Origin of the sequence: Marinobacter sp. NFXS11, from assembly GCF_040148675.1 — a bacterium.
Taxonomy (GTDB): Bacteria; Pseudomonadota; Gammaproteobacteria; order Pseudomonadales; family Oleiphilaceae; genus Marinobacter.
On the sequence record NZ_JAGDDV010000001.1, the window covers coordinates 621,044 to 641,323 of the forward strand.

At 56.9% G+C, this 20,280-nt stretch carries 17 protein-coding genes; 4 read left to right on the top strand and 13 right to left on the bottom strand.

The genetic code is table 11. The features are described from left to right. Positions 1 to 40 precede the first annotated feature (40 nt). The 5 genes from J3362_RS02995 to leuS form a co-directional block, all read right to left on the bottom strand. Positions 41 to 676, bottom strand: coding sequence for an endonuclease (locus J3362_RS02995; protein WP_349518068.1), 636 nt, complete (start codon positions 674 to 676; stop codon positions 41 to 43). 187 nt (positions 677 to 863) lie between these two features. Beyond that, positions 864 to 1,127: a hypothetical protein gene (locus J3362_RS03000; protein WP_349518069.1), complete on the bottom strand. Its 264-nt coding sequence runs from the start codon at positions 1,125 to 1,127 to the stop codon at positions 864 to 866. Between the two features lie 111 nt (positions 1,128 to 1,238). Then, positions 1,239 to 2,246, bottom strand: coding sequence for a DNA polymerase III subunit delta (holA, locus tag J3362_RS03005; RefSeq protein ID WP_349518070.1), 1,008 nt, complete (start codon positions 2,244 to 2,246; stop codon positions 1,239 to 1,241). Then, entirely contained in the window at positions 2,243 to 2,830 is a 588-nt protein-coding gene (locus J3362_RS03010) for an LPS-assembly lipoprotein LptE (RefSeq protein ID WP_349518071.1), read from the bottom strand. Before J3362_RS03010 ends, holA begins: the two co-directional genes overlap by 4 nt. Position 2,831: 1 nt before the next feature. Then, on the bottom strand, positions 2,832 to 5,417 hold the full coding sequence (gene leuS / locus J3362_RS03015) for a leucine--tRNA ligase (RefSeq protein ID WP_349519241.1): 2,586 nt from the start codon (positions 5,415 to 5,417) through the stop codon (positions 2,832 to 2,834). 448 nt (positions 5,418 to 5,865) lie between these two features. Here leuS and J3362_RS03020 point away from each other — a divergent pair, with 448 nt between their 5' ends. Beyond that, positions 5,866 to 6,414 (top strand): zinc ribbon-containing protein, encoded by a 549-nt coding sequence (locus J3362_RS03020; protein WP_104320207.1) that lies wholly within the window; start codon positions 5,866 to 5,868, stop codon positions 6,412 to 6,414. Here the strand turns inward: J3362_RS03020 and lnt are convergent. The 5 genes from lnt to miaB all read right to left on the bottom strand — a co-directional run bounded on the left by lnt (position 6,383) and on the right by miaB (position 12,072). Continuing rightward, entirely contained in the window at positions 6,383 to 7,945 is a 1,563-nt protein-coding gene (gene lnt / locus J3362_RS03025; protein ID WP_349518072.1) for an apolipoprotein N-acyltransferase, read from the bottom strand. The genes J3362_RS03020 and lnt overlap by 32 nt on opposite strands. Continuing rightward, positions 7,935 to 8,780: a CorC family transporter gene (locus tag J3362_RS03030; protein WP_008170107.1), complete on the bottom strand. Its 846-nt coding sequence runs from the start codon at positions 8,778 to 8,780 to the stop codon at positions 7,935 to 7,937. Before J3362_RS03030 ends, lnt begins: the two co-directional genes overlap by 11 nt. Next, complete coding sequence (gene ybeY, locus J3362_RS03035; RefSeq protein WP_349518073.1) at positions 8,777 to 9,250, bottom strand: rRNA maturation RNase YbeY; 474 nt, start codon at positions 9,248 to 9,250, stop codon at positions 8,777 to 8,779. The genes J3362_RS03030 and ybeY overlap by 4 nt, the downstream gene beginning before the upstream one ends. Then, positions 9,247 to 10,230: a PhoH family protein gene (locus J3362_RS03040; protein ID WP_349518074.1), complete on the bottom strand. Its 984-nt coding sequence runs from the start codon at positions 10,228 to 10,230 to the stop codon at positions 9,247 to 9,249. Before J3362_RS03040 ends, ybeY begins: the two co-directional genes overlap by 4 nt. A 495-nt stretch (positions 10,231 to 10,725) precedes the next feature. Beyond that, positions 10,726 to 12,072, bottom strand: coding sequence for a tRNA (N6-isopentenyl adenosine(37)-C2)-methylthiotransferase MiaB (gene miaB, locus J3362_RS03045; RefSeq protein ID WP_349518075.1), 1,347 nt, complete (start codon positions 12,070 to 12,072; stop codon positions 10,726 to 10,728). A 384-nt stretch (positions 12,073 to 12,456) separates the two neighbouring features. Here miaB and trmH point away from each other — a divergent pair, with 384 nt between their 5' ends. From trmH to J3362_RS03060, 3 genes are all read left to right on the top strand, one after another. Continuing rightward, positions 12,457 to 13,197 carry a tRNA (guanosine(18)-2'-O)-methyltransferase TrmH gene (gene trmH, locus J3362_RS03050; protein ID WP_349518076.1) on the top strand — a complete coding sequence of 247 codons (741 nt, stop codon included), beginning with the start codon at positions 12,457 to 12,459 and terminating at the stop codon, positions 13,195 to 13,197. A 285-nt stretch (positions 13,198 to 13,482) separates the two neighbouring features. Continuing rightward, the gene (locus tag J3362_RS03055) at positions 13,483 to 14,337 is read left to right on the top strand and encodes a hypothetical protein (RefSeq protein ID WP_349518077.1); all 855 of its coding nucleotides are present in this window, start codon (positions 13,483 to 13,485) and stop codon (positions 14,335 to 14,337) included. Between the two features lie 12 nt (positions 14,338 to 14,349). After that, on the top strand, positions 14,350 to 16,074 hold the full coding sequence (locus tag J3362_RS03060; protein WP_349518078.1) for a S8 family peptidase: 1,725 nt from the start codon (positions 14,350 to 14,352) through the stop codon (positions 16,072 to 16,074). A 171-nt stretch (positions 16,075 to 16,245) separates the two neighbouring features. Here J3362_RS03060 and J3362_RS03065 read toward each other — a convergent pair whose 3' ends face one another. The 3 genes from J3362_RS03065 to cysD all read right to left on the bottom strand — a co-directional run bounded on the left by J3362_RS03065 (position 16,246) and on the right by cysD (position 20,244). Then, positions 16,246 to 17,262, bottom strand: coding sequence for a nucleoid-associated protein (locus J3362_RS03065; RefSeq protein WP_349518079.1), 1,017 nt, complete (start codon positions 17,260 to 17,262; stop codon positions 16,246 to 16,248). A gap of 413 nt (positions 17,263 to 17,675) precedes the next feature. Continuing rightward, positions 17,676 to 19,334 (bottom strand): sulfate adenylyltransferase subunit CysN, encoded by a 1,659-nt coding sequence (gene cysN / locus J3362_RS03070; RefSeq protein ID WP_349518080.1) that lies wholly within the window; start codon positions 19,332 to 19,334, stop codon positions 17,676 to 17,678. 1 nt (position 19,335) lies between these two features. Then, positions 19,336 to 20,244 carry a sulfate adenylyltransferase subunit CysD gene (gene cysD, locus J3362_RS03075; RefSeq protein WP_014577758.1) on the bottom strand — a complete coding sequence of 303 codons (909 nt, stop codon included), beginning with the start codon at positions 20,242 to 20,244 and terminating at the stop codon, positions 19,336 to 19,338. Positions 20,245 to 20,280: the final 36 nt, after the last annotated feature.

A 20,280-nucleotide genomic window follows, 5' to 3' on the forward strand; every position in this document is an offset into this window, starting at 1 on the left:
TTTATGGTTAACTGGTCAGCAGGCCAGGTTTCCCGGACTCTCAAAGTCGCTCCATTCTCTCCGGATTGGTAATAAAGGGATTGTCATTACCCTGGATTTCGACAATGCGCCCATGACGGGTCAGCTCGCTATCATCCGGCGGGTCCAGCCTGTTCCAGCCCTTGAACACCGCTGAGGACCCAAGCCAGGGCAAGTCATAAGTGTCCACCATATAGGCCACCGTCCGCGCCACATCTCCCTTGACCCGCCTCGGGGGCTCGAAGAACTGGGCGCTCTGGCGAATGCCGCATTCGTCTTCACTTACTGACGAGCCCAGGTCCTCGTAACGTGCGTTTCGTCGGCCCATCTCCGTCCGGCTGCGAACCGGTACCATGTTGTGCATGTCGGACGCGATCTGACGGTAGCGGTTATCCTGTTCACATTGACGCGAGGTGCCACAGTCGAGCGCGCTGCGGACATCGGCCAATGGATAGACATAACCGTCCGTCAGAACAAACCCTTTGCTTGTAAAGGCGGTGTTGCAGAAGAAGGAGTTGCCACCATTGGCGTAAAGGTCACCCCAGAAATGATCGGAAACAACGGTTTTTGGATCACTGAATCGGGTATTCTGGCCAATCACGAGGGTAGCGGTAAGCAATAGGCAGAGTGCTGTGGATATCAGTAAGAATCGTTTCATACGCCTCTTATACCTCGCAGTGTGTTCAAGCACCCTGTCAATTCGGGCCTCACTGGTCAGGATCTGATCGAGCGGGTCAAAACTATGACGCTTTGTTCACGGATACTGTGAAGTATGGCACAGAGGCTCCAAACCACGGAGCCTCCAGGCTAGAAATTTGTGGCGTAATGTTAACGGGTTAACAGTATTACTTCAGTTTGTTGCGAATGTTCTGGTAACCGGTTTTCAGGTCTTCGCCAAGTTTTGATGCGGTCTGACGAGCTTCATGGGACGCGCTCTCGGCATCGTGCAGAACTTCATCGACCTTGTTTCTGAAGCGATCCCAATCCTGTTCGAGATCCTCCCATTCGTCCTTAACGTCTTCACGGGCCAGATGAATCTGGACGCGCGCCTCATCTCGGTATTGTTTTACTTTTTCCGACAGCTTCTTGAGTTCTTCTTGAAGACTCATATCAAGCACCTCCTTGGATTGTTGGTGTGCTTACAATGCGCTCGATTGTAAAAAACTGTCAAGGGGCTGGCGGTGCCAGCAGTGCACAACGAAGGCTGAGTTTGATTTAGATCAGGAACAGCCGGCGAGCAGGGCAGACATATCCCGCAGATAGTGCCAGGGGGAGAGGGGGTCGAAGCCTTTCGCCGCGCGGTCGATCTGGCTGCACAGGGTGATGGCCTCATTTAGTTGGTTCCGGTTCAGCCGGCGAGCGGCCTGTTCCATTGCCCGGGCACGTTGCGGCTGGAACACGCCCCGTTTTTTCAGGAATGCGGCGGGATTTTCCGACTGGGCGGCCGCAGACGTCAACTCGAGAAGCAGGTTCAGATCCCGGCTGAGAACCGACAGCAGGCCGAGCGGGTTTTCGCCCTCTTGCTGAAGCACGGTGATCATCTTGCCGGCGTGGGGCGCCCGGCCACTGATCAGCTCGGTCACGAGTTCAAATCCATTGAACCGGGAACTGTCCTGGACCGCCTGTTCAACGGTTTCCTCATCAATCGTATTGCCGTTTGCGAGCAGTGACAGCCTGTCGAGCTCCTGGCTGGCGGCGAGCAGATTGCCCTCGAGGCGTTCGCTCATGATGGCCAGGGCTCCCCGGGTCAGGCTGAGACCGCGGTTGCTGGCCCTCTGCTGCAGCCAACCCTGGAACTTGTCGGCATCGACGGGCCACACCGGCACGTGCACGCCTTTTCCCTGAAGCTCCTTGTACCATTTGCGACGGGTTTCCGCCGCGTCCAGACGAGCACTGATGAGCACGAGGATGATATCTTCGGGAGGTTCGGCCAGAACTCGTTCCAGTACTGCACGGCCATCGCCCAGCTTACCGGTTGGCAGATGGATCTCGATGCGCCGTTTTTCAGCGAACAGGGACATAGCACTGAATTCTTCGGCAACGGCGTTCCAGTCCATTTGGTGGTCAGCGTGAAAGGTCAGGCGGTCATGAAAACCGGCGTCTTTTGCGGCCTTGCGAATCTGATCACAACATTCCTGAACCAGCAGGGGTTCGTCCCCGGATATGAGATAGACCGGCGAAAGGCCCTTTTTCAGAAGCTGGGACAACTGGCCCGGATTGGTCTTCATGGCTGGCCTGTAGCTGGAGCGTCGGCTTCCTGTTCACGCTGGTAATCTGCCCGGATGGCGTCGATTCGCTGCGGAGTCAATGGTGCCAGCCGGAATATCACCTGCTGCGCAAGCCGATCGTCCATTTGTTGGCGGAGGGTCTCTTCTTCACGCTGTCTTGCCAGCACGTTGGTTTCGTCGTACCGGTAACTCTCGCTGGTGGTCAGGCGTGTCGTGCCTACCATGGGAACCCGATCCGCGCTGACCACTTCAAGGTCCACGGAGTGACGCAGCGTGTATTCGGCCGCTGCGGCCTGGGCGGTGATGGCACTTGCGCGACGGTCACGCTCGAAGTTCTTCAGCCGCAGAATGTAGTCTGCCTCCGCCACTGGCGCCACCCGGATATTGCCCAGGTTGAGCTGTTCACGCAAGGAACGGCACAGCGTGTCGGGTACCTGTGATGAGCAATCCACGGCGAGAGGCTCGAGGGCCGAAGAGACTGGGGGCGCGCCCCGCAACTGGAATCCGCAACCACCAAGCAGCGCCGCCATAACAGCGGTTAGTAGCAGTTGTGTACGGGATTTCAGAGCGGAGTGCCTGGACATATCAGTTGGCCACCACGTTCACCAGTTTGCCGGGGACCACGATAACCTTACGCACCGTCGCTCCCTCGGTAAAGCGCATGACATTCTCGTTCTCCAGGGCCAGCTTTTCGAGGTCCGCTTTACTGATGTCGGCAGGCACATCTTCCTTGGCCCGCACCTTGCCATTCACCTGCAGTACCACCTGGATCTGGCTGCGAACCATGGCGGCTTCATCGGCTTTTGGCCAGCGTGCATCAACCACCGGCTCCTGGTGGCCGAGCGCGTGCCAGAGGGTGTGGCAGATGTGCGGAACGATCGGCGACAGCACAAGCACTGCGGTATCCAGCGCTTCCTGGCGCACTGCCCGGGTCTGGGGCTCGTCACCCTGCAGCTTGCCGACCTCGTTGAGCAGCTCCATCACAGCGGCAATGGCCGTGTTGAAGGTTAGCCTACGGCTGATGTCGTCACTGACTTTGGCTATCGTCTCGTGAGTCTTGCGCCGCAGGTTTTTCTGGTCGTCGTTCAGGCTTGCGGCGTCCAGAGCGGGCGCTGGGCCAGTTGCGGCGTGTTCGTTCACCAGACGCCAGACCCGCTTGAGGAACCTGTGTGCGCCTTCGACACCGCTGTCTGACCACTCCAGGGACTGTTCTGGCGGGGCCGCAAACATCATGAACAGACGAACCGTATCGGCGCCGTGCTCATCAATAATGGCCTGGGGATCGATACCGTTGTTCTTGGACTTGGACATCTTGGTGACGCCGCCGGAAACCACCGGCTCACCATCTTCCCTGTGCACTGCTCGCACGGGCTGGCCCTTTTCGTCACGCTCGACGGTTACGTCGGCGGGCGAAATCCATACCTTGCCGCCTTTGCCGTCGTCGCGGTAATAGGTCTCCGCCAGAACCATGCCCTGGCAAAGCAGCCGGTTGAATGGCTCTGAACTGGTTACCAGCCCGACATCCCGCAGGAGCTTGTGGAAGAAGCGGGCGTAAAGCAGATGCAGGATCGCGTGTTCAATGCCACCGATATACTGATCCACCGGCAGCCAATAGTTGGCAGCGGACGGGTCCAGCATGCCCTGGTCGTAATTCGGGCTGCAGAACCGTGCGTAGTACCAGGAGGACTCCATGAACGTATCAAAGGTGTCGGTTTCCAGCGTCGCCGGCTGGCCGTTGAACTCCGTCTTGCACCACTCAGGGTCGGCCTTGATGGGGGACTGGACACCGTCCATTTCCACATCTTCCGGCAGACGTACCGGCAGCTTGTCATCGGGCACCGGCATCTCTGTGCCATCTTCCAGGGTCATCATCGGGATCGGTGCACCCCAGTAACGCTGGCGGGATACGCCCCAGTCGCGCAGGCGGTAGTTGACGGTTCGCTTGCCGATATTCTGTTCTTCCAGGTAGCTGGCAATCTCGTCGAAGGCTTCCTCGCTGGTCAGGCCGCTGTATTTACCAGAAGACACCAGCGTGCCTTTTTCGGTAAACGCTTCTTCCTGCACATCAATCTCGCGGCCATCGCGGGCGGCAATAACCTGCTTGATGGGCAGCTTGTATTTTCGGGCAAACTCATGGTCCCGCTCGTCGTGGCCCGGAACCGCCATCAGGGCACCGGTGCCGTAGTCAGTCAGCACGAAGTTGGCGACCCAGATCGGGATCTCTTCCTGGGTCAGCGGGTGAATCGCCTTGAAACCGGTGTCGATGCCGCGCTTTTCCATGGTGGCCAGCTCGGCCTCCGCGGTCTTGCTGTTGCGGCACTCCTCGACAAATTCAGCCACGTCCCGATGGCGCTCCGCCGCCTCTTTCGCCAGCGGATGCTCTGCGGCCACGGCCATGTAGCTCACGCCCATCAGGGTGTCGGGGCGCGTGGTGTAAACCGTCAGGCCACTGTCCCGGTCTTTCAGCGGGAAGGTCAGTTCGGTACCTTCCGACTTGCCGATCCAGTTGCGCTGCATGGTCTTGACCTGCTCGGGCCAGTCTTCCAGCTCGTCCAGATCGTTCAGCAGTTCTTCGGCGTAATCGGTAATGCGGATAAACCACTGGGGAATCTTCTTCTGCTCAACCAGTGCGCCGGAACGCCAGCCGCGGCCGTCGACAACCTGCTCGTTGGCCAGAACGGTCTGGTCAACGGGGTCCCAGTTAACCGTGGACATCTTCTTGTACACCAGGCCCTTTTCGTACAGGCGAGCGAAGAACCACTGCTCCCAACGGTAGTAATCCGGCTTGCAGGTCGCCAGCTCCCGGTCCCAGTCGTATCCGAAACCCAGCTGCTTGAGCTGGTTCTTCATGTATTCAATATTGGCGTAGGTCCACTTGGCCGGCGCGGTCTTGTTGGCAATGGCGGCGTTCTCGGCGGGCAGACCAAATGCGTCCCAGCCCATGGGCTGCATCACGTTCTTGCCCTGCATGCGCTGATAACGGGAAATCACATCGCCGATGGTGTAGTTACGGACATGCCCCATGTGCAGCTTGCCACTGGGGTAGGGGAACATGGACAGGCAGTAGTACTTGGGCTTGCCCGGCTCTTCCTTGACCATAAAGGTCTTGTTCTCTTCCCAGAAATCACGGGCATTCTGTTCTACGTCACGGGGATTGTATTGCTCGTCCATTCCTGCCATTACCGAAATTACCTTGTGTGGAAAAATAAAAGCCTGTATCAAAAATCACGTCCGGAGCGGGCCGAACATTCTAACGCACACTAGCCTTTACAGGTAGTCTGCCAATTTTCTGTTCTTGTGCCAGACTTATAGTCATGGGGGAGGTTCTGGCGGGCATGGCTTCCCGGGACACGCCGTGAATACGTCCGTGTAGGCTTGATCGCAGCATCCATGCTGCTCACAGTCCCGGAAAGCCATACCCGCCAGAACCCCAGACAAAGTCAGTGAAGTCAACAGGCGTGTTCCAGAGGTTTGGGAACCGTGATGGGGGCCTTCGTGCCGGGACTGTCTGCAGCATGGATGCTGCAGTCAAGCGTACATGGATGTATTTACAGCGTGTCCCGGCACGAAGGCCCTCAGCGCGGCTCTTGCACCTGACTGCGGTATTCAAGGAGTCGATATGACACAACCAGAAAGAAGTCATCTCTCAGGCAAGGCACTGGAAGTTTACGACCGTATGCTGGAGCGGGTAAAAACGCGTCTCCATGACCTGGAAGAAACATCGCTCCAGAACCTCGAAGAAGAGGTCCAGAAAGCGGTGGAGTTCGAGTACGAACTCGAGGAAATGACCCGGGATGAGGCAAACCTCCTGGGGGCTTATCTGCAGCGGGATCTTGAACACCTGCTGCATTTTGTCGAGGAGACTGGTGAAGGCCTGAGCGAATGGTTGCAGCTTGATATCGCGCTGCTGGAACACCAGTTGGCGGACAGTTTGTTCTCGGTTGCTGATAAAACCGTCGTCGACTTCCTGGAACTCAAACAGAAACTGGAAAACAAGGAAGTGGGCCAGTACATCTCAGGCGAGGTGGCCACTGCTGGCATGTTCCAGTGCCTGAACTGCGGGCATATGCGCTGCCTGACAGCTACCAGCCACCTGGAACCCTGTGAAGCCTGCGGCTCCCACTACTACGAGCGGGTTACGAGCCGCTGGCCGAAACAGGAGGAATGACCCGCTCCCGGACAAAGACAATCAGAATGACCGCCAGGGTCAGGACGGGCCAGGAGCCAGTCTGCATGTAAGGCGTGCTGCCGGTGGCGGTGAATACCTCGCCAGTCAGGGTGGCGCGCTCGAAATGGGGGATGGTTTCGGTCAGCTGGCCCCGGTTGTTAATGATCGCGGTGACGCCATTGTTGGTGCCGCGGAGCATGTAACGACCCGTCTCCAGAGCCCGCATTCTGGCAATCTGCAGGTGCTGCAACGGGCCAATGGAGTCGCCGAACCAGCCATCGTTGCTGATGGTCAGTAGCAGGCCAGCGCCCCGGGCGTTGAAGGCGACAAAATCCGGGTAGGCGACCTCGTAGCAAATGAATGGCATCACATTGACGCCATTGGCCTTGAGCGGGTCCTGCCACGCCGGTCCCCGGCTGAAATCGCTCATTGGCAAATCGAAGAAACCGATCAGCCCCCGCAGCACGCTTTGCAGTGGCACGTACTCGCCGAAAGGCACGAGCTTCTGCTTGTGGTAGATCCCTTCGCCATTGCCGATGGCCATGATGCTGTTGTGGAACGTGAAATCTTCAATACGGTCGCTGAAGCCGTACCAGGGTATTCCGGTAATCAGCGTACTGTTGTCGCCCAGCTGTTCACTGATGTGATCAATGATCTTGCCAGCCTGGTCCTGGGGGATCGGAATGGCGGTCTCGGGCCACAGGATCAGATCCGTGTCCCAGTGATCCTCGGTCATGCCGAGGTAGGTGACGATCTGATCCTTCAGGAACTCGGGATCCCATTTGATCTGCTGGGGAATATTGCCCTGCATGGCGGCAAACGAGGTAGGCTCCTCGTTTAGCTCCGTCCACTCGACGCGGTCCATGGCCGGGGCAATCAGCCAGGGAATCAGCGCCACCGCAAGAGTGACGCCCGCAGCAACCGGCTTGGCGTGTTTCAGGAGCCACCAACTCCCGTAGAGTGCGGCCCCTGTGGCCGTTATCCAGAAAGTGATGCCATGCACGCCGGTCAGAGGTGCCAGCCCCGCGAGCGGGCCGTCCGTATGTGCTGTGCCCAGATACAGCCAGGGAAAACCGGTAAGCAGCCAGCCCCGAAGCCAGTCGCCAAGTATCCAGATAGCGGGAAACAGTATCAGACGCCTGGCCGGGCTCTGCTTGGCAAGCTTGCCCCAGAACCAGAACGCCAGACCGTGGAACAGCGCCAGCCCTGCAACAAAGAGAACCGTCAACAAGACGGCAATCGGAATGGCGGTATTACCGTGTTCGCTGATACTGACGTAGACCCAGCTGGCGCCGCTGCCGAACAGCCCCAGGCCAGTAAGCCAACCTGCCCGGAAGAGTTTCTCCGGCGCCAGAGGAACCGTCACGAGGAGAATAAGAAGAACTGAAACCGGCCCCAGCCACCAGAGGTTGAACGGTGAAAAGGTCAGGGTTTGCATGGCGCCGGCAACCAGAAGGGTTGCCGCGCCAAGTAATGCGTTTGAGGAAAGAGGGGTCTTCAGCGCTCTGGTATTTTTCGCGTCACTGTTCACTTCGGGTTACCTGCAGCAGACGGATTACACGGTTATCGGCGTTGGCAATGGTAAAGCGCAAACCGCCGAATTCAACCGATTCGCCCCGTCTGGGCAGGTGTCCGAATTCCTTGAGAACTACGCCACCGATGGTGTCGAATTCCTCTTCGTCCAATTCGGTCTCGAAGAACTCATTAAAATCATCAATGGGTGTTACCGCTTTTACGGCGTAGCTGCCATCGCCCCGGGCCTTGATGTGGGTCTCTTCATCAAAATCATGCTCATCTTCGATTTCGCCCACAATCTGTTCCAGCACGTCTTCAATGGTGATCAGGCCGGCCGTACCACCGTATTCATCCACCACAATCGCCATGTGGTTACGGTTTTCCTTGAATTCCTTGAGCAACTGGTTAAGGCGCTTGCTCTCGGGCACGAAGGTGGGCGGGCGCAGAATTTCCCGGATACGATTCCAGTTGAGGTCGTTGTTCAGAGCCAGGGGAAGCAGATCCTTGGCCAGAAGAACGCCAATCACGTCGTCCTGGCTGTCCCCGATGACCGGGAACCGGCTGTGTGCAGAATCCATGATTTCGCCCAGGAACTCCTTGGGTTCCTGGGAGGCCTTGACGGTGACCATCTGTGAGCGGGGAATCATGATCTCATCCACTCGCATGTCGATCACCTGCATGGCACCTTCGATGATGCTCATGGCATCGACATCGATGATGTTCTGGGACTCGGCGTCCCGCAGGATTTCCAGCACGTCCTCGACGGACTCAGGCCCGCTGGAGAAGGCCTGGGATATACGTTCCAGCCAGGACTTGCCGCCCTGGCTGCGACTCGACTGATCGTCGCTCATGAGTCTTGTTCCGTTTCCTCTGCTTCGTAGGGATTGCCGAATCCGAGCTGCGCAAGCAGTCGGACTTCGAGGGCTTCCATGACCTCGGCATCTTCGTCTTCAATATGATCAAAACCCTGGAGATGCAACATGCCGTGCACCACCATGTGCGCCCAGTGGGCGACCAGGGTTTTTTCCTGTTCCGTGGCCTCTTTCTCGACAACCGGTGCACAAATCACCAGATCTCCGGCCAATGGCACCGTTATACCGGCTGGCGCCTCAAATGGGAAGGACAACACGTTGGTCGGGTAGTCCCGCTCCCGGTACTGATGATTCAGGGCCTGGCTTTCTTCGATTCCGACAATACGGACCGTCACCTCGGACGGATCCTCGCCCTGCCAGGCAAGTTGCGCCCATTTTTGAACCTGCGTCTCCGAAGGTATCCCTGGCGCCTCAAAAACCTGCTGAAAATCCACAGTCAGCTTATTCACTGGCCCGTCGCACTCCCGTCGTCAAAGGAATCGTAGGCTTCAACAATCCGCTGTACCAGCGGGTGCCGAACAACGTCCCTTGCTTCGAACCGCGTGAACCCAATACCCGATACCTTGCTCAGAACCCCGGCAGCGTGAATAAGCCCCGAATTCTGACCCCGTGGCAGGTCTACCTGAGTGGTATCGCCGGTAATCACTGCCGTGGAGCCGAAGCCGATCCGGGTCAGAAACATCTTCATCTGCTCCCGGGTAGTGTTCTGGCTTTCGTCCAGAATGATGAACGAGTTGTTCAGTGTACGGCCCCGCATGAAAGCCAGCGGCGCAATCTCGATCACGCTTTTCTCGATCAGCCGGGTGACATGGTCAAACCCGAGCATTTCATACAGAGCGTCGTAGAGTGGACGAAGGTAGGGGTCTACCTTCTGGGCCAGGTCGCCGGGCAGGAAGCCGAGTTTCTCACCAGCTTCTACCGCAGGACGGACCAGCAGGATCCGCTTCACCTGCTCGTCTTTCAGGGCCTCAACGGCACAGGCCACCGCCAACCAGGTCTTGCCGGTACCCGCCGGCCCTATCCCGAAGTTGATATCGTGGGTGCGGATGTTATGAACATACTTTTGCTGGTTCGCGCCCCGGGGTTTGGCCTGCAGCTTAGGCGTCTTGATCACCGTCACGGCGCCATCGTAGGGAACATCCTCCGGCAGGCGTTCAAAACCGGTTTCCCGGATAAACAGATGCACGGTATCCGGGGGAAGGTCATCGGTGGCCTCGGTTTCCCGATAAAGATGCCGGATAACCTCAACGGCCGCCGCCACATGCTCTGTCTCACCCTCAACTCTGAAATGATGGCCGCGCCTGCCGACTTTCACATGCAGGCGTTTTTCAATCATCTTCAGGTTTTCATCAAACTGGCCACAAAGCGTCGCCAGCCGACGCTGGTCCACCGGGTGCAGGTCAAATTGTCTGTGATCGTTGGCGTTCAAAAGTGCTCCGTTTTCGTTTACTCCCCTGGTTTCTTTTTCGGGAGTACGTGTTTCTGAGTCTAGGTTAACGGGCGAGAGCCGGAAGGACTTTCCAAAAAACGCCCGTAAATACGTCCATGTAGGGCTCGGTCGCGCCATCCCTGGCGCTCCACGTTTTTGGAAAGTCCTTCCGGCCCTCGCCCTGATCAATCTATGTGCAGGTCCGAATGTGAAAAAACAAGTAGGTCGGTTTAGCTGGAAGCATAATCCGAAAGATTTCCTGAATTTAGGCCTGATGTTGGATTACGTTTTCGTCTAATCCAACCTAAGAATGTTTTGCTAATATCTCGAAGACGGCTGTGCGGCCGCCGGAGAGTGGTGGGGCTCTCCTCCCAAAAATGTCGGCGGCCAAGGATGGCCGACGCCAAGCGCACATGGATGTGCTCGTAGCGGTTTTTGGGAGGGGAGCCCCATCACTCGCCCCACACCAAGCCTCAGACGAATAGGAAGCCAGGCCTAAAACAACTCCGAGTTCACTGGCACCCCGCGAAGAGAGTTGGCATAAGCCTCCACAATCTCCACATCAATAAAGTGCCCGACAATCTCCGGATTCTCATGCCGGAAATTCACAATCCGGTTGTTCTCGGTACGCCCCGCGTACTCGCCAGGATCCTTCTTGGACAGACCAGTCACCAGAATCCTTTGGGTAGAGCCAACCATCTTGCGGCTAATATCCATCACATTCTGATTCAGGCGGTCCTGCAGGATGCTAAGCCGCTGCTTCTTGACGTCCATCGGCGTATCGTCCGGCAGATCTGAAGCCGGCGTGCCGGGCCGTGCGCTGTAGACGAAGCTGAAGGACATGTCGAAGCCGATGTCGTTGATCAGCTTCATGGTGTCCTCGAAATCTTTCTCGGTTTCACCCGGAAAGCCGATGATGAAATCCGATGAGAAACTGATATCCGGGCGAATCTTGCGCAGGCGGCGGAGTTTGGATTTGTACTCCAGCGCCGTGTGGCCTCGCTTCATGGCCGCCAGGATCCGGTCGGAACCGCTCTGAACCGGTAGGTGCAGGTGGCTGACCAGCTCAGGAACGCGCTCATAGACGTCGATCAGGGCATCCGAGAATTCCACCGGATGGGACGTGGTGTAACGAATGCGGTCGATGCCGTCGATGGTGGCGATCAGTTCGATCAGCTCCGCCAGGTCCATGGTGTCGCCGTCGTGGGTTTCGCCACGGTAGGCGTTCACGTTCTGGCCCAGCAGGTTCACTTCGCGAACGCCCTGGCTGGCCAGGTGGGCGACTTCGGCGATTACGTCGTCGGCCGGGCGGCTGACTTCTTCGCCTCGGGTGTAAGGCACTACACAGAAGGTGCAGTACTTGCTACAGCCTTCCATGATGGAAACGAAGGCAGAGGGCCCATCAGCACCGGGCTCGGGCAGGTTGTCGAATTTCTCGATTTCCGGGAAGCTGACGTCCACTACGCCCACGCCGTTACCCTTGGTGCGCACCTCGGTAATCATGTCCGGCAGGCGATGTAGCGTTTGCGGGCCAAAGACCATGTCCACGTAGGGCGCCCGATCCAGGATGGCCTGACCTTCCTGAGAGGCAACGCAACCGCCGACGCCGATGATCATTTCGGGCTTTTTGCTCTTCAGCTTTTTCCAGCGACCAAGCTGGTGAAAAACCTTTTCCTGGGCTTTTTCCCGGATGGAGCAGGTGTTCAGCAACAGGATGTCGGCGTCGTCGGGTGAATCGGTCATTTCGACGGTTTCACCGGATTTGAGCAGGTCTGCCATGCGGGCAGAGTCATACTCGTTCATCTGACAGCCGTGGGTTTTGATGTACAGCTTCTTGGCCATGGGTCTCACGTAATCTGATGGATGTTGCGCCGGGAACTGGATGTTTGAAACGAGGCGCCAGCAAAAAGGAACTGAGCATTATAACGGGGTGCTTAAACTTCAACCACCTTTGTCTCGGCTAGTTGCTAGTTCGCTTGTGGTACTATTTGGCGCTTATGGTTTCGGGGGCTGAATCGATTGGGGAGGAGCTTTCCAAAAAACGCCCGTAAATACGTCCCTGTAGGGCTCGGTCGCGCCATCCCTGGCGCTCCACGTTTTTGGAAAGCTCCTCCCCAATCGCTTCGACGGGCTTCTCGATAGGCCTCCTGAAACTAATGAAATGTAGGTCGGATTAGCCGAAGGCGTAATCCGACAACCCTGATAACCCAACACCCAAACACCAAAATGACCCCCGAACGCCTCGCCCGAATCAAACAAACCCTGAACACCCGGCAACCGGACCTGAGCGTGCTAACCGACCAGGTCCACAAACCCCGGAACCTCTCCGCCATCATCCGGTCCTGCGACGCCTTCGGGCTGGCGAACATGCACGTGGTTTGGCCAAAGGAAGGCTTCCGGGCGTTTCGAAAAACTGCTGGCGGCAGTTACAACTGGGTAACCACCCATACTCACCGGAGCATGGACGAAGCAATCGCTGCTCTGAAAGGGCAGGGCCATAAGATCTACGCTGCCCAACTATCCGACCGGGCCATTGATTTCCGCGAGGCGGATTACACGGTGCCGTGTACGGTGGTCATGGGCAACGAGGTTGATGGCGTCAGCGCTGATGCAGCGGCCCAGGCCGACGAGCACATCGTGATCCCGATGATGGGGATGGTGGAGTCGCTCAACGTTTCCTCCGCCTGCGCAATTATCCTGTCCGAAGCGCAGAGACAGCGGAAATTGGCCGGTATGTTCGACCAGCGCCGGTTGCCGGACGACGAATACAACCGCCTCTTATTCCGCTGGTGTCAGCCCACCGTCAAACGCTACTGCGACGACCGCAATCTGCCGTACCCGCCTATCGACCCGGAGACCGGAGAGCTAATCGATGGCGTAGGCTGGATGCAGGAAGTAAGAAAACTGAGGGCTAACCGCCCCAGGTGGAACGGGGAGCCCGGAAAAACCAAGGCGTTGTCAGAGTAAAGCTCTCTGGTGGATGAGGTCGTTTATGACGCCCCGGCTGAACACGACACGATGAATGAAGAGGAGTTTCAGTACTTGATGAAGGCCTTGCCGGAATAGAACAAAAACTGAGCGATTTTTGATTCCCGATGTAAAGTTTCGCAAAATCATTAGTTTCACAATGGGTAGGGGCTCACCTAGTTGCAGAGTATCTGATAATAATGTCGCCGCAGGAAAACCATATCTCAATGCATCGCACACCCCGGGATAGGGGTGTTTTTGTTCCTGTCAGACAAAGGAAGCAGTATGTCCCATCAAAACAAATTAGCGGCTGTATGTGTTGCAGTTACTCTCACTGCCTGTGGGGGAGGAGGAGGGAAAGATTCCTCTTCTGAGACAGCAAAGCCGGCCGCCCCAATACCTACATCAGTGATTACGGTTTCTGAATCAACAACAGAAACGCGAGACCTTCCGGACGCATTCGCAAGCCTGAACGGGGAGGTGTCGAGCGAGGGCGACTTGTTATCTGGGAGCCTGGTCAACGGAAACTTGAGTGTGACAGTCGGTGAGGTAGATCGTCCCACCGAAACCACTGCGAAGGTGGTCAACGGGGATGGAAAGGCCATAGCCACCCTCAAGGTTCTGGTAGAAAACACCTCCGCCGCACCAGTGATACAAACCTTGGAAGTGCTGGAAAGCCAACGAGCAAACCTGCTGGCGCTTTCGGATCTCAAAGCTCTACACAAGTTGATCGTAGATTCAGCTTACCTGGGCTCTGAAATATCCGCGGCCGAACAAGACTCGCTGCTGGCTCAATTCAATACGGACCAACTTAACCGCTTTCCACAGGCAGAGATGGCATTTGATGAAGCCCTGACAGTTTTACGTGAGTACAACGACGGAACACTGGGCGATGATCAGTTGAATCCAGCGCAGGTGATAGCAGAATTGAACTTCCTGGCTCAAGAGGGACACGCGTTGGTGGTATCGACTGCTCAGAATCTCAGTTCCCCGCTTGCCATTCCTCAGAATTATGATCTTCAGGTGAACATAGATTCGAGCGTGGTAAGCCGGTTCATCGGCCAACAAGACCTTGGTTCAATGTCGGGCGGGCAGTGGTCCTACGACCCCACATACCAGCACCTTTCACTCATTCAATAACAGGGCCGAATCATGAAGACGAAACTGACAAAGGCGCTTGCCATTGTTCTGGCGACACAGGCAATAGCAATAACGCCGGTGGTGTATGGTTCAGCGACCACCCGCGATATGGCCGGCGTTGACGTGACTGAGATGGTGTCCCTGGTCATCACACGGGTACAGGGAACAGAGCCAGTGCTCGAGGGCCTTGGTTACAAGGCAGATCGAGTGACGCCATACTACGAAACCATCACCATCCCTGCTGCGGAAGCTAAAGACCTGGTACCGCACCTGGAGCGACTGGAAAACGTCCGGGCAGTCGAGCAGGACCATCGCACCACCTATGTGCCACCCGAACAAATCACCATCACAAGAAGCTCAGAAAACTGGGATTACTACGAGGAGAGAAGTAAGTTTGCAGCTGAGGGGCCAAACGACAGCTACTTCATCGACCAGTCCGCATGGATGGAGCCACATGAGAACCTGGCAGGTGTCTCGGACATCCTGCGTGCATGGAAGGCTTCAGAAAAGGTCGAGCAATTGCGTGTTGCCATCGTGGATTCCGGGTTCGACACACATCCGGACCTGACGTGGAGTGAAGGGATCAATCTATATTACCCAGATGATCTGGCTGACGCCCAGGACTACAGACGTTACCGGACTGAATGCGCTGATGTCAGCAATGCGAACTACCACGGCCAGCAAGTCGGGGCTGTGGTTGGGGCAATTTCAGGCAACAGTTACGGCGTTGCCGGCATCCTGGATGCAAAGATGGTTGCTGTTCATGTGGCAGGCTGTGACGGTTCCGGATTTCTGTCTGCCACCACCGACGGTATCCGCTGGGCGGCCGGTGATCCGGATGTGGGCATGTTCCCCATTTCCGAGCCAGCGAAGATCATCAATGTTTCCAGGGGAACTGGTCCGGGTGAAACTGACTGCCCAACCTACGCTCAGGACGCGATCGATTACGCGATCAGCCGTGGCAGCATCGTTATCATTTCCGCCGGCAACCATGCAGACACCCCGTCATCCAAGATCGCGCCGGGCAATTGTGAGGGCGTTATCACGGTCGCAAACATAGGGCGATCGGGCGAACCGTCTGGCTCAACAAGTCGAGGCAGCGCCGTGGAACTGTCAGCAATCGGCGAGCTGGTGCCTGCGATCTCACCTGATGGCGACGAGCAAACGCTGATGTTTGGAACCTCATTCTCGGCACCCACGACCTCAGGCGCATTCGGTCTGCTCTGGCAACAGATACCTGAGCTGAGCCCGGACGACGTCATTAAAATAGCCCGAGAGACCGCTCGCCCGCTTCCAGGCAATCCAAGTGATCTTGGATGGGGTGTGGTCGACCCTTACCGTATGCTGGAGCGAGCAACCAGGCTATTGAGCGAGGCTCCGGCCGCTTACGACCACCCGGAGAGAACCGGGAGCGTAACAGAGGGGCTCTCCCACTACCTCGAGGCCAAAGGTTATGTGGCGGGGGCGTGCAGTGCCGTAGAGATGGACCTCGAGACAGAGTTGGATTCGGGGAAGCACATTGTCATTTTTGAAGTGCCCCAAGGCGAACCGTTGAACCGAACTAGAGGGACAAAATTCATGTCGTCCCGGAACACTCGTTTTCTCACGAATATCAGCGCCGACGACAATTCGCAGTATGGTTATCAAATCTGCGAAGACGGTGATGGACGAACCTGTTCCCTGGATGCGCTCATAAAAGTTGAGTTGACCGGCATAGGGCAGGGCCAAAACTGCTAAAAACGGCAAAATTGCCAGTCCGTGCAGGACAACAGCACTGTGTCAGCTTTTTGATTGTCGCAAAAACAGCGGGTGCGGATGAAAGTCATCATCTGCACCCGCATGGTTATATGTCAGGCCGCAGGGCCACTAGATTTAACGGCTAGCTAGCTCAGTAAAGGCCCGGCTTGATCACTCCTCGCGAGCCTCAAGATACCGCTGAAGCTGCTCCCGCAAAGCCTTGGGAAGCCGGGTAATCGTCAGGGCATCTTTGTCACGGTCATAGTAGACCGCCTGATTCACCAGGTCGGATGAAAACGACACGCTCATACCACCACCAGAGCCCGCAATACGCACCAGCTTCTTTACTTTGCGGTGATCCGGGTGCAGCACGCCACTTTCCGGCATTTCGGCGGTTTTCGAGGCAAACTCCTTGAAGCGTTGAGGCTCGCTCTCGTCGAGGTAGCCGGATAGCGCCTCGATTTCCACCGGCTCGCCCAGGGCATGCTGCTCCTTACAGAACTCATAGGCCTTGTTGCGAACCTCTCCGGCTTTCTCAGGCTCGGAGGACTTGGCAAAAGCTTCCACCGCATCCAGGAAGGTAATGGTTTCCTTTTCAACATCCACCTGATTGGTAAACCCACACAAACGGATGAACAGCTCGCCCGGCTCACCCGTTCCTCGGCCATGAACCAGGGTGAGATAGTTCTCCGCCGGGTTGTTGCCGCGCCAGTCGTCCAGCTCGATACGAACAGCCAGATTCAGACGGGACAGGCTGAGAACGTCGGTCGCATCCAGTGATTGGTTGCCATCGAAGCGCATGGCACTGTCGGTTTCCAGAATGAACAGATAGACCACTTCAGCATCTGCCAGGGCATCATGGACAATCATCAGGTGGCCATCGAACTCTTCCTGACTGCCGGTCAGGAGCTCCTGCCACTGTCCGAACAGGCGGTCGGTCATGGCGCCGAAGGTTTGCTTGTCTTCCAGGTAGTCTTTCAGCCAGGCGCTGAACGGGCACTCACCAAAGTCCTCGGAGAACCGCCCGTATTTCTTGCCGGGTTTGCTGTTGAAAAGCCGCTTCATCTGCTTGTGCAGCCCCTCGTAATCGCCACCGGGCTCCTGCAGGGCCTCACCGGTGACGAGGCGGGCAGGCTGGCCCGGCTGGTACTGGCTGGCGAAGGCAGTGCGGAGGTGTTTGATGGCCATCTTTGGCTCCTGTTCGTTGTTTCGGGTGACTCAGAGGGGCGGGATTTTGCCACGTATTGGCGTTAGATTCATTCGTAGTCTGCTGGCTTAGTAAGAGGGCCGCAGGGCAGGTGATTCTTTTTCTTCCGAAAAAACAACTCGCTTCGCTCAGACATTTTTTTCTGCAGAAAAAGAATCACCTACCCCACGTCCACGGGCCTTTCAGTGGTCCGCCAAAAAAGAACGGGTGGTTTACCGTACTTTGGTTTTGGGAATTAACACCAAGGTATGTCGGCGACGGGGTGGGGGTATCTTTTTCTGCCGGGAAAAGATGTCTGAGCGAAGCGAGTTGCTTTTCACAAAGAAAAAGATACCCCCACCCCGGCGCCAGCCACCGAACTAGGGGCATCTAATATCCCGTCGAATCTACGGAATTAGATCCGCTTGCTGCGAATCAACTCCTGAACAAGTTTGCTCACAGCCTCAGGAATCTCCTTTTCGCTGTCGGCGGTTGTCGCCGCATTGGCAATGTCCGTGCCCAGGTTAACGGCAATGGCAACCAGCCCGTGAGAGGTCAAAAGCTGGGCCACGCGGCGGCGTTCGTCAGCATCGCCGGCGTTTTCTTCGGTGACCACCACGGCGGTTTTGCCCTGGTCGAACAGCGCACGCTCAACGGCGAGGGCCAGTGCCGGCGCCTGGCGACCATTACAGGCAATGATGGCCGGCTTCTGGGCCAGTCGGCGCTCGCGTTCTTCTACCGAAACCGGATCGAGCGATTCGCCGGAATCTGCCAGGCCGGCCACCATGCCTGCACCGATGGTGACGTTGGAGAGCCGGTCGATCACGATGAAGCTGCCGGTGGCGTGGTTGCGCTGGTACGCATCGAAGGCGATCGGCTGGTTCAGGGTCAGCTCGCACAGGCCGATTTCGTTCAGCTGGAGCTGGCTTGGGTTGGCCTGCTGTTCCAGGGTGTTTACGTCAGTCTGGTGGTGGATCTTTTTCACCGTGCCGGAGGTAAAGGTCGGTCCCAGCTTGATGTCGTACAGCCGGCCGGTTTCCAGGGGTGCGTCGGTCATCCAGACGATATTGGCGTTGAAGCGGTTGCCCACTTCGGGCTCGTCTTCAACTTTTACCAGCATATCGCCGCGACTGATGTCGATTTCATCGGTCAGAGTGAGGGTAACCGCCTGATCAATGTAGGCTTCTTCCAGGTTGCCGTCGAAAGTCACAACTTCTTTGACCGTACTGGTGCGCCGTGAGGGCAGGGCCATGACCTTCTCACCCGGGCGTATCACGCCGGAGGCGATAGTGCCGCAGAAGCCCCTGAAGTTGAGATTCGGGCGGTTGACGTACTGAACCGGAAAGCGGAAGTGCTCCAGGTTCTTGTCCCGGCCCACTTCTACGGTCTCCAGGATTTCCATCAACGGCTGGCCGGTGAACCAGGGCGTGTTCTCGCTTTTGTTCACCACGTTGTCGCCTTCCAGGGCGGACAGCGGGACGAAGCGGATATCCTTCAGGCCCAATTTGGCGGCAAAGGCCAGGTAATCGTCTTTGATTTCGTTGAAGCGCTCTTCGCTGAAATCCACCAGGTCCATCTTGTTCACGGCCACTACAATGTGGCGAATGCCCTGCAGAGACGCGATGTAGGAATGGCGGCGGGTCTGGGTCAGCACGCCATGGCGGGCGTCGATCATCAGGATTGCGACCTGCGCCGTGGAGGCACCGGTGGCCATGTTGCGGGTGTACTGTTCATGGCCCGGGGTGTCGGCGATGATGAACTTGCGCTTGTCGGTAGAGAAATACCGGTAGGCCACATCAATCGTGATGCCCTGTTCCCGCTCCGCCTGCAGTCCGTCGACCAAAAGGGCAAGGTCGAGTTTCTCGCCCGTCGTTCCCATCTTGGCGCTGTCGGTTTTCAGGCTGGCCATGTGATCTTCGTAGATCATCTTGGTGTCATGGAGCAGGCGGCCGATCAGGGTGCTCTTGCCGTCATCCACGCTGCCACAGGTGAGCAGGCGCAGGAGTTCCTTGTTTTCGTGCTGTTTCAGGTAGGCCTGAATATCTTCTGCGATCAGATCAGACTGGTGTGACATCTTAGAAATACCCTTCCCGCTTTTTCTGTTCCATGGAGCCGGCTGAATCGTGGTCGATCACCCGACCCTGGCGCTCGGAGCTCTTGGCCAGCAACATTTCCTGGATAATGTCCGGAAGCGTGTTGGCTTCGGATTCGATGGCGCCCGTCAGCGGGTAGCAGCCCAGGGTCCGGAAGCGAACCGATTTCATCATTGGTTTCTCGCCTTCCTTCAATGGCATGCGGTCGTCGTCCACCATGATCAGGGTGCCATCGCGCTCAACGACCGGGCGTTCGGCGGCATAGTAGAGCGGAACGATGTCGATGTTCTCAAGGTAGATGTATTGCCAGATATCCAGTTCCGTCCAGTTGGACAGCGGAAACACCCGGATACTCTCGCCCTTGTTGATCTTGCCGTTGTAGATGTTCCACAGCTCGGGACGCTGGTTTTTGGGATCCCAGCGGTGGTATTCATCCCGGAACGAGTAAACTCGCTCTTTGGCACGGGATTTTTCCTCATCGCGGCGGGCACCGCCGAAGGCTGCATCAAACTTGTACTTGTCGAGTGCCTGTTTCAGGGCCTGAGTCTTCATGACATCGGTATGTTTCGCGCTGCCGTGAGTAAAAGGCCCGATTCCCTGATCCACGCCTTCCTGGTTGGTGTGCACGATCAGGTCGAGGCCGAACTTCTCAGCGACGTTGTCCCTGAACTTGATCATGTCCCGGAATTTCCAGGTGGTATCAATGTGCATCAACGGAAAGGGCGGCTTACCCGGGTAAAAGGCCTTCAGGGCCAGGTGAAGCATTACCGCGGAGTCCTTGCCGATGGAATACAGCATTACCGGATTGTCGAACTCGGCTGCCACTTCCCGGATGATGTGGATGCTTTCCGCTTCCAGCTGTTTCAGGTGCGTGAGGTTGTATGTCGTCATGATAATCCGTTGCCGCCGTGCGGGCCGTTTTGGCTA

Coding starts and splice junctions, on each gene's coding strand:
- miaB (WP_349518075.1), bottom strand. CDS start 12,072: ATGGCCAAGAAGCTGTACATCAAAACCCACGGCTGTCAGATGAACGAG.
- J3362_RS03010 (WP_349518071.1), bottom strand. CDS start 2,830: ATGTCCAGGCACTCCGCTCTGAAATCCCGTACACAACTGCTACTAACC.
- J3362_RS03060 (WP_349518078.1), top strand. CDS start 14,350: ATGAAGACGAAACTGACAAAGGCGCTTGCCATTGTTCTGGCGACACAG.
- J3362_RS03030 (WP_008170107.1), bottom strand. CDS start 8,780: ATGAGCGACGATCAGTCGAGTCGCAGCCAGGGCGGCAAGTCCTGGCTG.
- holA (WP_349518070.1), bottom strand. CDS start 2,246: ATGAAGACCAATCCGGGCCAGTTGTCCCAGCTTCTGAAAAAGGGCCTT.
- J3362_RS02995 (WP_349518068.1), bottom strand. CDS start 676: ATGAAACGATTCTTACTGATATCCACAGCACTCTGCCTATTGCTTACC.
- leuS (WP_349519241.1), bottom strand. CDS start 5,417: ATGGACGAGCAATACAATCCCCGTGACGTAGAACAGAATGCCCGTGAT.
- J3362_RS03065 (WP_349518079.1), bottom strand. CDS start 17,262: ATGGCCATCAAACACCTCCGCACTGCCTTCGCCAGCCAGTACCAGCCG.
- J3362_RS03020 (WP_104320207.1), top strand. CDS start 5,866: ATGACACAACCAGAAAGAAGTCATCTCTCAGGCAAGGCACTGGAAGTT.
- J3362_RS03000 (WP_349518069.1), bottom strand. CDS start 1,127: ATGAGTCTTCAAGAAGAACTCAAGAAGCTGTCGGAAAAAGTAAAACAA.
- cysN (WP_349518080.1), bottom strand. CDS start 19,334: ATGTCACACCAGTCTGATCTGATCGCAGAAGATATTCAGGCCTACCTG.
- J3362_RS03055 (WP_349518077.1), top strand. CDS start 13,483: ATGTCCCATCAAAACAAATTAGCGGCTGTATGTGTTGCAGTTACTCTC.
- cysD (WP_014577758.1), bottom strand. CDS start 20,244: ATGACGACATACAACCTCACGCACCTGAAACAGCTGGAAGCGGAAAGC.
- trmH (WP_349518076.1), top strand. CDS start 12,457: ATGACCCCCGAACGCCTCGCCCGAATCAAACAAACCCTGAACACCCGG.